Raw genomic sequence first — 15,619 nt, forward strand, 5'->3', positions numbered from 1 at the left:
GCCCTCTGATTATGTTTGTTGGGCTTCGGCAGCGTTGTCGCAATATATGCGAGCATAACGATCACCGAGCGCTGTTAGAATTTCATAGGGAATTGTGTTGCAATCGCGCGCCACATCTTCAATTCGTTGGTTCGGGCCAATGAGTTCGACAAGGCTGCCAAGTTTTAGCGTTCCTTCAGGCAGGTCCGAGACATCCAAAGTGATCGAATCCATGGAGACGCGCCCCACGATTGGAAGGCGTGTAGCATTGAAAAATGCGGAGCCTTTATTGCTCAAGGAACGGAACCAGCCATCTGCATAGCCCACAGCGATGGTCGCAATCTGCATTCGACGTGGCGCAATGTAGGTTCCACCATAACCAATTGGCGAGCCTTGCTCGACCGTTCGCACTTGAATGACACGGGCTTGAAGCGATACCACCGGGCGGATGGAGTGATCGCTGGCAGCAGGGCCAACGCCATAGAGTACGATGCCCGGCCGGGCGAGATCGAAATAATAAGATTTTTCGAGGAAACAGCCGCCAGAATTCGAAAATGCAATCGGAAATTTCGGCAGGCGCGCTAGAGCTTTGTGCAATGCATCAAGCTGTAAGGCATTGGCTGGGTTTTCTGGTTCATCGCCACTGGCCAAATGGCTAATAATGAATTTTACGTCGATGGGGGCCAGCAGGTCGATATTATCGATGAGTTGATCAACCTCTTGGGCGGAAAGGCCGAGGCGTGACATGCCAGTGTCGATCTGCAACAGAGCAGGCAATTTGCGATTGAGTGACTGGGCGAGATTGGCCCAGTTTTCAAGCTGCTCCAAGGAATTAAGAACGGGTATGAGGTTTTCTGCCGCGCAGGCAGCTTCGGTGCCCGGCTGAAGCCCGTTCAAAATATAGATCATTGCGTCCGGATTTAAAAAGGGGCGTAGGTCGAAAGCTTCGGCAAGATGAGCGACGAAAAAATCCCGGCACCCGACTTCATAAAAGGCTGGCGCTATGCGATCCGCACCCAAGCCATAAGCGTCGGCTTTAACCACAGCCGCTGCACGGGTTGGAGCAATGCGCTTCGAAATTACCTGGTAATTATGACGCAGAGCAGTGAGATCAATCGTTAGAACGCCGCCCGCGCTCAAGTCACGTTTCGTCTGCGAAAAATGTATCGACATCTCAACCATTCCACTGCTTCAAAATTTAGGGACGGTGGAATTTGAGCAGTTCCGTTCCTCCCATAAGCCTCGTCACGTTTTTGATCTATGAGTAAGCGCCTGGTTTTATGATAGTCGAAGACTATTCGAATGTTTTTGCTATTTGTCGCAGATTATGCGATTTTTTGCTTAAAAGACGCATGTTTTAGCTTTAGGATCGAATTAATTGTCATGATAGCGCTCGACAGTATTGACCGCAATATTATTCGCTGCCTGCGTCGGGACGGGCGCATGACCAATAGTCGGCTGGCTGTTGAGGTAGGACTTTCTCAATCGGCCTGTCTGCGGCGAGTTCAGATACTGGAGGAAAGCGGAGTTATTCAGGGCTATACAGCGATTGTCGGTTCGTCTGATGGCGATGAAAAGCTGGTGGCAATCGTACGCATCACGCTGGATCGCCAGACAGAAGAATTTCTCAATCGCTTTGAAGAAGCAGTGCGTAGACATCCGGAGGTTCAGGAGTGCTATTTGATGACCGGGGATGCCGATTATATTTTGCGGGTTGAGGCGGAAAATGCAGCTTCTTATGAGATCATTCATAAGGAGATTTTATCGCGTTTACCGGGGGTGGCGCGGATTCATTCTAGTTTCGCCATTCGCACTGTCTTGCTCTCGAAGGCCCCAGCCACTCGAAGTTGAAAACCCGGTCAGGGACCGGGTTTTGAAAGGATAAATTATAGATCGCAAGAATGAATGATCGATTGATCAACCTCATTAATATTACGTTTTCCGCATAGGGCCATGGTGGTATCCAGCTCGCGGCGAATGATCTCGAGAGCCAATGTTACCCCTTCTTTGCCCATAGCGCCCAGACCATAGAGGAATGGGCGACCTATATAGACACCTTGTGCGCCCAAGGCGCGCGCTTTCAGCACGTCTTGACCTGAGCGAATGCCGCCATCAAGATGAATTTCAAGCTTATCGCCTACGGCATCAACAATCGGTTTGAGCATGGAAATGGATGATGGTGCGCCATCAAGTTGACGTCCGCCATGGTTTGAAACGATGATTGCGTCTGCACCTGATTTCGCTGCCATTTTGGCATCTTCCACATCAAGAATGCCTTTGAGAATAAGCTTTCCGCCCCATTGTTCCTTGATCCATTCAACATCTTCCCAGCTTAACTGCGGATCGAATTGTTCGGCAGTCCAAGAAGAGAGGGAGGATAGATCGGTGACATTTTTTGCATGACCAGCAATATTGCGGAAAGTGCGTCGCGAGGTCTTGAGCATGCCCGTGCACCAAGCAGGGCGCGTCGCCATTTGCCAAATATGTTTTGGAGTGAATTTTGGCGGTGCAGAAAGGCCATTGCGCAAATCCTTGTGGCGTTGACCAAGGATTTGAAGATCAAGTGTCAAAACAAGCGCGGAGCAGCCGGCATTTTTCGCTCGTTCAATGAGGTTTTTTACGAAATCACGGTCTTTCATCACATAAAGCTGGAACCAGAACGGCTTTTTGGTCACAGCAGCCACATCTTCGATGGAGCAGATGCTCATTGTGGATAAAGTGAAGGGGACACCGAAAGCTTCTGCGGCTTGAGCGGCCAGCATTTCTCCATCGGCGTGCTGCATACCCGTCATGCCGGTGGGCGCTAGCGCCACAGGCATGGCGACGTCTTCACCAATCATGGTGGAAGCTAGCGAACGATTGGCCATATCGACTAGCACACGCTGGCGAAGCTTGATGTTCTTGAAATCCTCTTCGTTTGAACGATAGGTCGATTCAGTCCAAGCGCCTGAGTCTGCATAGTCGAAAAACATTTTCGGTACGCGGCGCTGTGCCAGCCGTTTCAAATCGGCGATTTCGAGTATTGCGGGCATCGTGACCCCTTGTGGTAAGTTTTCTTTACCATTCGCATGGCGGATCGCGAAGACGAAATCAAGTGCCATAATGATCCATCAATAATATTGGCGCATATAATTGAAGGTGATCGCAATTGTGCCTATGCTAGGTTGTTGGTCGGAATGACTGTTCTCAACAGAAAATGACCGTGGTTCTGAGAGAAAATCGGCCGCAGGGCTGGTATCGCGGGTGAGGGTGAATGTGATGGGCAAGGGTTCCAAGGTCAGTTTTATTGGCAAGCGTTCCAGCGCCGCGGGCGGATGGGGCGCGCTAAAGAGCTCTGGCAAGCAGTTGCTCTCAAGCGGAGCGCCGTTGACCGGTGTACGCACTCTTCTAAAAGTCAATCAGCCGGATGGTTTTGACTGCCCGGGTTGTGCCTGGGGCGATCCCGAACATGGCTCATCATTTGAGTTTTGCGAGAATGGAGTTAAGGCAGTGGCATGGGAGGCCACTGAACGCCGCACCACTCCGGATTTTTTCCTCAAACATACGGTCTCCGAATTACGCTCTTGGAGCGATTACGATCTGGAACATACGGGCCGGTTGACCCACCCATTACGCTATAATTCAGCGACAGATAAGTATGAAGCGGTTGAGTGGGACGATGCGTTCAAAACGATCGGAGACATTCTGAAAAGTTTTGACAGCCCTCACAGGGCCGAGTTTTACACATCGGGTCGGGCATCTAACGAGGCTGCGTTTTTATATCAGCTATTCGTGCGTGCCTATGGAACCAACAATTTCCCCGATTGCTCTAATATGTGTCACGAAGCCAGCGGCGTGGCGCTGAAACAATCAATCGGTATTGGTAAGGGCACTGTGCTGCTTGAAGATTTTGAGCAGGCGGATGCGATATTTGTTGTCGGGCAGAATCCGGGAACCAATCATCCGCGTATGCTGGGAGATTTGCGCCGGGCCGCAGAGCGGGGTGCGCATATTGTAGTTTTTAACCCTGTTCGTGAGCGTGGGTTAGAGCGTTTTGCTGATCCGCAGAACAAGCTGGAAATGTTGCAGGGGGGCAGTGAAGCTATTGCCAGTGAATATTTTCAGCCGCGATTAGGAGGAGATCTAGCCGCATTCCGAGGCATGTCAAAGGCGGTCTTTGCCGCCGATGATAAAGCGCTTGCTGAAGGAAAGCCTTCGGTGCTTGATCGGGAGTTTCTGGCAGACCACACGGCGGAATTTGAAGCTTACCGGCAGGCGGTGGATCAGACGAGTTGGGATGAGATTGAAGATCAGTCGGGGCTTACACGCGGCGCGTTGGAGCGGGCAGCGCAGATCTATATGTCATCACGGCGGGTTATTTGCACTTGGGCTATGGGAATCACCCAGCATCGCCATTCGGTCATTATGATCCGCGAAATTACAAATTTCATGCTATTGCGTGGAAATATCGGCCGACCAGGTGCGGGTCTTTGCCCTGTGCGCGGACATTCGAATGTGCAGGGTGATCGTACTGTCGGGATCAATGAACGTCCGCCGGTTGCGTTTCTTGATGCGCTGGAAAAAGAATTTGGTTTCAAAGTTCCGCGAGAGCCAGGGCATAATGTGCTGGGTGCGATCGGCGCGATGCTGGACGGTTCAGCTCAAGCCTTCATAGGTCTGGGCGGAAACTTTGCGCGTGCGACGCCAGATAGCCCGTTGATTTCCAAGGCTCTTTCTGGGCAGCGGCTGACAGTACACATTGCGACAAAGTTAAATCATTCACATCTTGTGCCGGGGCAGGATTCGTTCATCCTTCCCTGTCTGGGGCGGACGGAGATTGATCTCAACTCCAAGGGTGTTGCACAAATCGTGACGGTCGAAGATTCCATGAGCATGGTTCACGGCTCTGGTGGGATCAATCAGCCAGCATCGCCACATTTGCGCTCTGAAATCGCTATTGTTGCAGGTATGGCCAATGCGACTTTGGGGCCAAAGCCCGTCGATTGGCTGGCTCTTGCTGATAATTATGATTTGATCCGAGATCATATTGCTCGAGTCTTGCCTGATTTTTATGATTTTAACGCCCGTGTGCGCGTGCCCCGAGGCTTCCATCTGCGCAACAGTGCACGCGAGCTGGAATGGGCCACGCCTGCAGGTAAAGCCACTTTTTGGACCGGGCCGATGCCTGAACTGATTGAGCATCAACAGGCTCGTGGAAAGCCGGGGCGCTTTGTCTTGCAAACCTTCCGAAGCCACGATCAGTATAACACAACCATCTATGGGATGGATGACCGCTACCGTGGGGTTTATGGTGAGCGGCAGGTTGTGTTTATGAATCCTGCTGATATGGCCGAAATTGGTGTGGAAGCGGGTGATAGAGCCGATATTGTCAGCGAATTTGACGACGGAGTTGAGCGGATCGCCCATAATTTCCGTTTCGTTCCCTATGATATTCCGCGGGGCTGCGTGGCGGGTTATTATCCAGAGATGAATGTTCTCGTACCGCTCGGCAGTGCCGGCGATGAAAGCTACACACCAACATCGAAATCGGTGATTGTTTTCTTCAGGCCGCTCAACGCCGATGCTGCCTGATGAGTGAAGCCGAATTTTTAGCTTTTGTTGATCGCATCGAAAAGGGAAGTGACAGGATTTCCCGATTGGGCGCAGGGATTATTGCAGCGCTACAACTGGGCATAGCCAGCGACAGCCGTAGTTTTGCGCGTCTGTTGGGGGTGGCGCACGCACTTGTTTTGCGGGAAGTTTCGATTCTTGGTCAGGATGAAGGGTTTATTATAATCGAGCGTCGTGAAACAAGAACGCAGCGGGTCCATTATTCACTTAGTCCTAATGGCGTTAAACTCTTTGATAATTTCGGCTTTTAATGCGTTTTATCCGCCCTGTGCAGATGCAAAATACTTCTATCGGCTGTATAGAGGGCCGTAATTTAATATTTAAGGACAGTTCTTTTGTGCACACGGTTCGGTTGCGTTCTCCCGTAAAACGCCTGGAGAGAATCATGTCAAAATGCGATAGCTCGTATTCTGCTCTTTGGCAAAACGTGGGCAAAATCGTGCTAAGCGCTGCATTTGCCCTTGGTGTATGCGGTCTGGGCCACGCAAGCTCACTGGATGTAGCACCGGTGGCGGTTATTGAGAGCAAGTTGGAAGTTTATCAGCCTAAACTAACACTTTCTGGTTCGATCGCAGCTCGCTCTCATGTCAATACGTCATTTCGAATCAACGGCCAGGTGGTGGCTCGCTTCGTGGAAGTGGGCGAACATGTCCAAAAAGGGCAATTGCTTGCTCAAATTGATGATGTGGAACAGGCGGCCAATTTAAAAGTTGCGCAGGCCTCTGAAGATGCGGCCCGGGCTAAGTTGGTTCAGGTGGAGGCGAACTTTAAGCGTCAAGAAATTCTTTTAAAGCAAGGTTTTACGACGCGCAGTCAATATGATCAGGCGCAGCAGCTTTTGCGCACCGCCCAAAGTGAACTTTCGACCGCGCAAAGCGCCCTTGCTATTGCGCGTGATGAATTTTCCTATACGGAACTTCATGCGCCCGTCACCGGAATCGTGACCGCGCGTAATATTGAGATCGGACAAGTGGTGCAAGCAGCTCAAACCGCTTTTTCGATTGCAGTGGATGGCCCGCGTGATGCGATTTTCGATGTTCACGAAATGCTGGTCAGCCATGCCCGTTTTGGTATGGAAGTGGCAGTGGCATTAGTTTCAGACGAAACCATCACGACCGAGGGGAGGATCAGAGAAATATCTCCGGTGGTGGATGAGCAAACGGGAACTGTGCGCATGAAAGTCGGGCTTCAGCAGACGCCTCAGCGCATGGCTCTTGGCGCAACTGTCAAAGGCACGATCCGCATGGATCAGCAAAATGTCGTGATCGTACCCTGGAGCGCAATCACCTCAGATTCGGGAAATCCCGCAGTGTGGAGGGTGGCAAAAGATACCCATGTGGTCACCTTGGTACCGATAAGAGTTCTCGCTTATGAAAATGAAAGAGCGATTATTGCTTCAGGGATTGGGGAGGGTGAGCTTATCGTGGTTCGCGGCGCGCAAATGCTACGTGTCGGCGAACCGACGGAGGTGCTGGAAGTGTTAGGAAAGGCCACCATCCAATGAAGCCGACCCGCTCATTTTGGTCCGGTTTGACGATGATGGTGGCGTTGTTGCCTCTAAGCGCGTGTGGTGATGACGAGGCCACTTCCCAGATCGAACCAGTCCGGCCTGTATTGTTTCAGATTGTGGAATCCGTGCCGGAAAGACACGCGGATTTTGCAGGGGCGATTGAACCGCGCTATTCGACGGAGCTGGCCTTTCGCGTATTGGGGCGCATTATTTCCAGACCGGTCGATGTCGGGGATCTTGTAAAGAAAGGCGATACTGTCGCTTTACTTGATGCTTCGGCGCTTGAGCTTGCAGTGCAATCGGCGAAAGCTCAACTGGCAAGCGCTGAAGCACAATATGCAAATGCTGCTGCTAGTGAGAAGCGGCAGCGTAAATTGCTTGAGGGTAAAAATATCTCGCAAGCTCGCTATGAAGAGGCACGCCAAGCATGTGAGAGTGCGCGCGCCAATCTTCAGAAAGCTCAGGCGGGATTGCGGAAGGCAAAAGACCAAAGCAGCTATGCCGTTTTAAGCTCAGAATATGATGGTGTGGTTTCATCCACGAGCGCTGAGGTGGGGCAGATTGTAGCGGCGGGACAACCGGTCGTGACCATTGCACGGCCTGATATTCGGGAAGCGGTTGTCGATATTCCTGATAGTTTGATCGAGTATCTGGTGGTCGGCACGCTGTTTAATGTCACATTGCAGGCTGATCCAAGTGTTTCAGGTCAAGGCAAAGTGCGTGAAGTGGCGCCTCAGGCAGACGCGCAAACACGAACGCGGCGTATTCGCATTGCGCTTGATAATCCGCCAGAAGACTTCAGATTGGGCGCAACCATTACAGCGACGCTGGATGTCGCGGAAAGACAGTATTTTCTGCTACCAATGACGGCGTTATTGGAACGGGATGGTAAGACGGCAATCTGGGTGATAGACCCGCAAACCCAAAAAGTTAGCCTCAAAGAGATTGAGGTGATCGAGCGGAGAGGCAACAGCTTCGTGGCGGGTGATGTGAATGTCGGAATCTATGTTGTGACAGCCGGTGTAAACAGCCTGAAGGAAGGGCAAAAAGTCCGACTGGATGCGAAAGGAATTGCCCAGTGAAAAAGGCGTTTAATCTGTCGGACTGGGCATTACATCATCGTTCGCTGGTCTGGTATTTCATGCTGGTTTTTCTGGTTGCCGGTGCGGTTTCCTATCTCGGTCTTGGCCGTGCGGAAGATCCTGACTTCACCGTCAAAACCATGGTGGTGCAAGCCAATTGGCCGGGGGCATCGATAGACGAAACGGTCAATCAGGTTACAGACCGGATCGAAAAAAAGCTTGAGGAGCTGACTGATCTAGATTTCACGCGAAGCGTAACCACTGCTGGCCGAGCTACGGTCTTTGTTTTCTTGAAGGACAGTGTTCGCAAGGATCAGGTAATTGAAGCCTGGACCGAAGTGCGGCATATGCTTAGCGATATCACCCCACAATTGCCGGAAGGTGTTTACGGGCCATATTTCAACGACAAGTTTGGCGATGTTTTTGGTAATATTTACGCCTTTACTTCCGATGGCCTGCCTATGCGCACGCTTCGCGATTACGCGGAAAAGGTTCGGACACGAATTTTGACGATCCCAAGCGCGGGCAGGGTCGAGCTAATTGGCGCACAAGATGAAGTTATCTATCTTGAATTTTCAACCCGCCAGGTGGCAGCGCTTGGGCTTGATCAACAAGCGATCTTAAAAGCACTTCAAGATCAGAATGCGATTACGCCCTCTGGCGTGATGCAGGCCGGGCCTGAACGGATAAGTATTCGGGTAAGCGGCGAGTTCTTTTCAGAAGCTGATCTGGAATCGGTTAATCTGCGCATCAATGACCGCTACTTCCGCTTGGCCGATGTTGCTACTATTTCGCGCGGTTATGTTGATCCGCCGACCAGTATTTTCCGCGTCAATGGGCAGGATGCAATCGGTCTTGGTATTGGTATGAAGCCGAATGGCAATCTGCTTGATTTCGGCCGAGAACTCGACAAGCGGATGCAACAAGAAGCATCCGAATTGCCCATCGGTATTGATGTATTCAAAGTCGCCGATCAGCCTGAGGTGGTCCAGAAAGCGGTGTCCGGCTTTATGCAGGCGCTGTTTGAAGCAGTCGCGATTGTGCTTGCTGTAAGCTTCATCAGCTTGGGAATGCGCGCGGGTTTTGTGGTTTCACTCTCGATCCCTCTGGTCCTTGCAATTACGTTTTTGGCGATGTCGTTGATGGATATTTCTCTTCAGCGCGTTTCTTTGGGGGCTTTGATTATCTCTCTGGGGCTGCTCGTCGATGATGCGATGATAGCAGTGGAAATGATGGTAGCGCGGCTTGAGCGGGGCGATCCACTCACAAAAGCCGCTACTTACGTCTATACCCATACTGCATTTCCGATGCTAACCGGCACGTTGGTGACGATCGCAGGGTTCATTCCTATTGGGCTTAATTCGAGCCAGGCGGGTGAATATACTTTCACACTTTTTGTCGTTATCGCTGTTTCGCTGATTGTTTCCTGGGTTGTGGCGGTGCTGTTTGCGCCATTGCTCGGTGTAACATTCCTGCCACGGAAGATGAGACATTATTCGGAGAAAACGAGCCGATTTTTTACCGCTTTTACCAAAAGTTTGCTGATGGCGATGCGGTACAGATGGACAACGATCATTACCACAGTGGTGCTTTTTGCTGCCTCTGTCTTTGGTGTAGGCCTCGTCGAACAACAGTTCTTTCCGCAGTCAGATCGACCAGAATTGATCATTGATTGGAACCTGCCGCAAAACAGCTCCATCGCCGAAACCCGCGCTCAGATGGAGCGTTTTGAAGAGACCGTGCTCAAAGGCAATCCTCATGTGGAGCATTGGAGTTCCTATATCGGCCAGGGTGCTGTTCGGTTTGTTTTGTCATTTGATGTGCAGCCTGCAAATCCGTTTTTCGGACAAATGGTTGTGGTTGCGAAAAATGTTGCCTCTCGCGATCAATTGAAAGCCGAATTTGAGACGATTTTCCGCAAAGATTATGTCGGAACCGATGTTTATATGAAATATCTGGAGCTGGGGCCTCCAGTCGGGCGACCGGTACAATATCGAATTGCCGGCCCGGATGTTCAGCAATTGCGCAATTATGCGCAGGATTTGGCAGGGATTATCAGTGCGGATCCTCGTCTTGGCGTGGTCAGCTATAATTGGAATGAACCGGGTAGGGTCATTCGTGTCAATGTCATGCAGGATAAGGCGCGAAAGCTTGGAATATCATCGAAGGATATTGCCACCACGCTGAATGGAATCGTGGGCGGTATTCCAATCACGCAGGTTCGTGACGGAATTTATCTGATCGACGTGGTAGTGCGGGCGCAGAAGCATGAACGTGATTCCATTGAAACCCTGCAAAGCCTGCAAATCGGGACAGGTAAGGGAACTTCAGTTCCTTTGGCGGCGATTGCGAATTTCAGCTACGAATTAGAACAGCCGGTGATTTATCGTCGCTCTCGGGTTCCAACGATTACTGTGGGCGCGGGAATTTTGGACCATTCGATGCCTGCGACCATTGCAAATGAACTCAAGCCTTCGATCGAAGCTTTTTCCAAGCAATTGCCCGCTGGTTATGAGATAAAAACTGCGGGCACGGTGGAAGAAAGTAATAAAAGTCAGGGTCCGATCATTTCTGTCTTACCGTTGATGCTGTTTGTCATGACAACGATTTTGATGTTGCAATTGCAGAGTTTCCAACGGCTTTTTCTGGTGGTTGCTGTCGCACCGCTTGGGTTGATCGGTGTGGTTTTGGCTTTGCTCATAAGCGGGAAACCACTTGGATTTGTGGCCCTATTGGGCGTGTTAGCGCTGACCGGAATACTCATTCGAAATTCCGTTATTTTGATTGTTCAGATCGAAGATTATATTCAGGAAGGCATGCATCCTTGGGATGCAGTCGTTCTTGCCAGCCAACACCGCATGAGGCCCATCGCTTTGACAGCGGCAGCGGCTAGCCTCGCACTTATCCCAATCGCGCGGGAGGTTTTCTGGGGGCCTATGGCCTACGCTATGATTGGTGGGATCATTGCGGGTACTGCCATTACGCTATTGTTTCTGCCTGCTCTTTATGTGGCCTGGTTCCGGATCAAGGAGCCAGAGACGCAGATGAGCTCTCGCGACAATACGCAAGCACAGGTGCAGAATTGAGCCTAACGATGTAAAACGACAATCAATGCCGCCGCAATCCATATGCGCTCTGAGAACACATCCCAAACGTTCTCGGCTCGGGCCTGTATAATCCATACGATATTGCTCAATCAGACTTGATAGCGCAAGAAGGTCCGTGCATTACGCATTCTGGCATAGTCGACGCTGCATCATGCAGTAGAAAGCGCAGAGTGGTTGTGCCGTGAAATAGAGGAAGTCTGATGCATAACTTTGTACTGACCGTCACCTGCAAGTCCACACGCGGAATCGTTGCCGCGATTTCCGGTTATCTGGCGGGGAAAGGTTGTAACATTGTCGATAGTGCCCAGTTTGACGATCTGGATACGGGCCGTTTTTTCATGCGCGTTAGTTTCATTTCCGAAGAAGGGGTTGGGCTTGATACGTTGCGCGAAGGGTTTGCTTCTGTCGCTGCCCCTTTTGAAATGAATTTTGATTTTCACGATAGCGCACACCGCACCAAAACCTTGCTGATGGTTTCACGCTTTGGTCATTGTCTTAATGATCTGCTTTATCGCTGGAAAATTGGCGCATTGCCGATTGATATCGTTGGGGTAGTGTCCAACCATTTCGATTATCAGAAAGTTGTCGTCAATCACGATATACCGTTTCATCATATTGCTGTGACGAAGGCGAACAAGCCAGAAGCCGAAGAGCGGCTAATGGAAATAGTCAACAGCACTGGTACGGAATTGATCGTTCTTGCGCGTTATATGCAAGTGCTTTCAGATCAGCTTTGTCAAAAAATGCCAGGCCGTATCATCAATATTCATCACTCATTTCTGCCGTCTTTTAAGGGTGCAAATCCCTATAAGCAGGCTTACGAGCGTGGCGTGAAACTGATCGGCGCAACCGCACATTACGTTACGGCAGACCTCGATGAAGGCCCGATTATTGAACAGGATGTAGCGCGCATTACCCACGCACAAAGCGCGGCCGATTATGTTTCGCTCGGTCGTGATGTTGAGGCTCAGGTTTTGGCTCGGGCAGTGCATGCACATATCCATCACCGTTCATTCCTCAATGGAAACCGCACAGTTGTGTTTCCGGCGTCCCCGGGGTCTTACGCGTCTGAACGCATGGGCTGAGCTGGGCCTGATTTATCCCTATCTTCAAATCGCGCCAGAGCTTTTCTGGCGCGATTTTTTTAAGGTGAAAAGCAGCTTCCAGACATAAGGGTGGAATAAAAACCCCGCCATTGGCAGGGTGCCAGGGCGGGGTTTTCGGGGATTGATACCGGGATCAATCAGTCGATATCGAAAGAGACACCCTGTGCAAGTGGGAGTGCTTTCGAATAGTTGATGGTGTTGGTTGCGCGGCGCATATAGCCCTTCCATGCATCCGAACCCGACTCACGACCACCGCCGGTTTCTTTTTCGCCGCCGAATGCACCACCGATTTCAGCACCCGACGTACCAATATTGACATTGGCAATACCGCAATCAGAGCCTTCAACCGACAGGAAGCGCTCGGCTTCTTGGAGATTAAGGGTGAAAATCGAGGAAGAAAGACCAGCGCCGACTGCATTATGCTGTTCGAGAACTTCGTCGAAATCGGAATATTTCATCACATACAGGATCGGTGCGAAGGTTTCTTCGAGAACAGGGCCTTCCTGTTTTGGCATTTCCACAATTGCAGGGCGCACATAATAGGCGTTTTCATAGCCTACATCGACGCGTTCGCCGCCCTGAACTTTACCGCCGTGAGCAGCGGCTTCTTTCAGTGCATTCTGCATGTTTTCATAAGCGGCCTTGTCGATCAATGGACCAACCAGAGCGCTGGTTTCAAGCGGGGAGCCGACCGAAACGCTCGCATAGGCTTTCTGAAGACGTGGAACCAAAGCGTCATAGACAGATTCATGAACGAACAGACGACGCAGCGTAGTGCAGCGCTGGCCCGCGGTTCCCATGGCGCCAAATGCAATTGCGCGCAGTGCCATATCGAGGTCCGCAGATGGGCATACGATACCGCCATTGTTGCCGCCCAATTCGAGGATCGCGCGGGCAAAACGTTTTGCTAGACGTGGTCCCACTTCGCGGCCCATACGAGTTGAGCCGGTTGCAGAAACCAGCGGAACCTTCGGACTGTCGACCAACACTTCGCCGATTTCGCGATCGCCAAGCAGCAGCATTGATACGCCTTCGGGAGCATCATTGCCGAAGCGCTTGAGCGCACGCTTGAAAATGGCATCGCAGGCAAGTGCGGTCAGAAGGGTTTTTTCAGACGGTTTCCAGACAACCGTGTCACCGCAAACGATTGCGAGAGCGGCATTCCATGACCAAACAGCAACCGGAAAGTTGAAGGCGGAGATTACGCCCACAACACCCAATGGGTGCCAAGTTTCCATCATACGGTGGCCTGGACGTTCGGTTGCAATAGTGAGGCCGTAAAGCTGACGGGACAGACCAACGGCGAAATCGCAAATGTCGATCATTTCCTGAACTTCGCCAAGACCCTCTGAAGGGATCTTGCCTGCTTCAAGAGAAACGAGGCGGCCAAGATCTTCTTTGGAAGCGCGCAGCTCTTCGCCAAGCAGGCGAATCAATTCGCCCCGGCGCGGAGCCGGGACCACACGCCACGCACGGAAGGCCTCATCGGCCTTGGCGATGATCTTTTCGGCATCTTCTTTGCTATGCGTTTTAATGGCTGCGATCTGCTCGCCAGAAATAGGGCTGAAACCAGCCAAATCGCCGCCCGTATAGGCGGAAGGATCGACGCCGAGTTTGGTTAGAAGCTCTGCGGCTTCCTTCTTCACGTCGATTTTTTTAACAGCAGTGTTCATGTTTTTCCTCTCTGCTTATAGTCTTATTCCGCCGCTTCAAGACCGCTGAGGCGGAGCTGTACGGCTTCAATTGATTCGCGTTCGATACGGGCATAATGCTCAAATTCATTCAGCACTTTAGTACCCAATTCTTCTTCGAAGCGTTTTTGGTTAGGGCTTTCGACAAATTCCTGCGTATCGTCGTCGCCAAGATTGGACTGGAATATGCCTGCTGCGCTGACCGGCAAGAAATCCTCATAGATGATTGGGTCAAAATACACCGCGCCTGCTTCCACCAAGGTTTCAATGTCGGTGCCGGGTTTAAAACGTGCAAGCACGGCGGCATCTTTAACCGAATAGGCAAAATAGCCGAGACCTTGTTTGCGGATCTCTTCCCATGTGTCAGGGAAGGCGGAAAAGGTTTCGCTTAATACTTTAACATATTCGGCAGCGTTCGAGCCGTCCGGAGCAGGCCGCACAATGGCGCGGGTTTCATTAAGCAACTTGTCGTAGAGCGCACGGCCTTTAGGCGTAACCGCAATGCCGCGCTGTTCGATTTCACCAAAACGGGCTGTGTGCGAACCGGTAGTCCATTGACCATCAGCGCCGACAAACGAGACTTCTTCTTCCAAAGCTTTGAAAGAAGTCTGACGGAGAAGAATCGGACAATTGCGGGTTGGAGGGCCTTCGACAACAGCCTTTGGATTGATGCCGCGTTCCGGCATCTGGGCCTGTACGGCGTCAATGTCGAGCGTACGCGGGGTAAGGTGGTTGATATGCGGACCCTTGAAAGAAACAACATCTGCAATCAGCCGATGCGCATCATGCAGGCGCTGATACAAGTCTTTGCTAACATTGGCACGATCATGCCAACGGAAAGTTTCCAAGACTTCCGCAACAAAAGACTTTGCTTCTTCCTCGCTAAGACCGCCTTGGGTTTCGGCTTTTTCGACGAGAGCAATCGCGCCGGGAGTGAAAATATTACGTTTTGCTAGAGTTTCTTCTGCTTCCTTGCGCAGGTTTTCATCGGCGATAAGATCAAGCCGCAGAAGTGAAGTAAACACGCGGAAAGGATTGATTTTAAGAGCAGCGTCGTCAATGGGACGAAATGCGGTGGAATGAACCGGGACGCCAGCGGCGCTTAGATCATAATAGCCAACCGGAAACATACCCATGACAGCAAAGACGCGGCGCATCATGGCCAGCTCGGCTGCGGTGCCTAAACGAATCGCACCATGGCGCTCTTCTGAAATACGTTCAAGCGAATCGGTTTCGTTAAGACGCTCATGCAAAAGCGTATCGGTTGTCAGAACCTTTGCGTTTACGTCCGCAACAAGCTCCATCAACGTGCCATAAGCAGGCACTTCCTGTTTGTACATGGCAGACATGGCCGCGGAGAAAGCAGCGCGAATTGTGTCGGGGGAAACGAATTTATGCTCGTTCATGGCAAAAGCTTCCGTAGCACCTTGTTTCATCTTGGGGAAAAGGCCTGTCTTGGGAGGAACATGCCTGGTTATGATGGAAATGTATCATACCAGTCGTTTTGCGGTTATGATCGCAACGAACTCAACTA

11 protein-coding genes are annotated in these 15,619 nt (G+C 51.2%); 7 read left to right on the forward strand and 4 right to left on the reverse strand.

Features of this window, described 5'->3' with window-relative positions; all coding sequences use genetic code 11:
- Positions 1-9: 9 nt before the first annotated feature.
- Complete coding sequence (gene alr / locus C7374_RS10215; protein WP_111575525.1) at positions 10-1,161, reverse strand: alanine racemase; 1,152 nt, start codon at positions 1,159-1,161, stop codon at positions 10-12.
- Between the two features lie 201 nt (positions 1,162-1,362).
- On the opposite strand from alr, the gene C7374_RS10220 reads away from it, so the two are divergent.
- The gene (locus C7374_RS10220) at positions 1,363-1,830 is read left to right on the forward strand and encodes an Lrp/AsnC family transcriptional regulator (RefSeq protein WP_111575549.1); all 468 of its coding nucleotides are present in this window, start codon (positions 1,363-1,365) and stop codon (positions 1,828-1,830) included.
- Between the two features lie 35 nt (positions 1,831-1,865).
- Here C7374_RS10220 and C7374_RS10225 read toward each other — a convergent pair whose 3' ends face one another.
- Positions 1,866-3,011, reverse strand: coding sequence for an alpha-hydroxy acid oxidase (locus C7374_RS10225; RefSeq protein ID WP_111575550.1), 1,146 nt, complete (start codon positions 3,009-3,011; stop codon positions 1,866-1,868).
- A gap of 226 nt (positions 3,012-3,237) precedes the next feature.
- On the opposite strand from C7374_RS10225, the gene C7374_RS10230 reads away from it, so the two are divergent.
- The 6 genes from C7374_RS10230 to purU all read left to right on the forward strand — a co-directional run bounded on the left by C7374_RS10230 (position 3,238) and on the right by purU (position 12,373).
- Positions 3,238-5,550, forward strand: coding sequence for an FdhF/YdeP family oxidoreductase (locus tag C7374_RS10230; protein ID WP_111575526.1), 2,313 nt, complete (start codon positions 3,238-3,240; stop codon positions 5,548-5,550).
- A complete protein-coding gene (locus tag C7374_RS10235; RefSeq protein ID WP_111575527.1) occupies positions 5,550-5,840 on the forward strand; it encodes a hypothetical protein in 291 nt (96 codons plus the stop codon). The genes C7374_RS10230 and C7374_RS10235 overlap by 1 nt, the downstream gene beginning before the upstream one ends.
- Positions 5,841-5,974: 134 nt before the next feature.
- Positions 5,975-7,093 carry an efflux RND transporter periplasmic adaptor subunit gene (locus C7374_RS10240; protein ID WP_111575528.1) on the forward strand — a complete coding sequence of 373 codons (1,119 nt, stop codon included), beginning with the start codon at positions 5,975-5,977 and terminating at the stop codon, positions 7,091-7,093.
- Positions 7,090-8,181, forward strand: a complete 1,092-nt coding sequence (locus tag C7374_RS10245; RefSeq protein WP_111575529.1) for an efflux RND transporter periplasmic adaptor subunit — start codon at positions 7,090-7,092, stop codon at positions 8,179-8,181. The genes C7374_RS10240 and C7374_RS10245 overlap by 4 nt, the downstream gene beginning before the upstream one ends.
- Positions 8,178-11,267 carry an efflux RND transporter permease subunit gene (locus tag C7374_RS10250; protein WP_111575530.1) on the forward strand — a complete coding sequence of 1,030 codons (3,090 nt, stop codon included), beginning with the start codon at positions 8,178-8,180 and terminating at the stop codon, positions 11,265-11,267. Before C7374_RS10245 ends, C7374_RS10250 begins: the two co-directional genes overlap by 4 nt.
- Positions 11,268-11,488: 221 nt before the next feature.
- Positions 11,489-12,373, forward strand: coding sequence for a formyltetrahydrofolate deformylase (gene purU / locus C7374_RS10255; protein WP_111575531.1), 885 nt, complete (start codon positions 11,489-11,491; stop codon positions 12,371-12,373).
- Between the two features lie 158 nt (positions 12,374-12,531).
- Here purU and amaB read toward each other — a convergent pair whose 3' ends face one another.
- Positions 12,532-14,067: an L-piperidine-6-carboxylate dehydrogenase gene (gene amaB, locus C7374_RS10260; protein WP_111575532.1), complete on the reverse strand. Its 1,536-nt coding sequence runs from the start codon at positions 14,065-14,067 to the stop codon at positions 12,532-12,534.
- Between the two features lie 23 nt (positions 14,068-14,090).
- Positions 14,091-15,491 (reverse strand): 2-oxoadipate dioxygenase/decarboxylase HglS, encoded by a 1,401-nt coding sequence (gene hglS, locus C7374_RS10265; RefSeq protein WP_111575551.1) that lies wholly within the window; start codon positions 15,489-15,491, stop codon positions 14,091-14,093.
- Positions 15,492-15,619: the final 128 nt, after the last annotated feature.

The organism is Falsochrobactrum ovis (assembly GCF_003259955.1).
GTDB lineage: Bacteria > Pseudomonadota > Alphaproteobacteria > Rhizobiales > Rhizobiaceae > Brucella > Brucella ovis_A.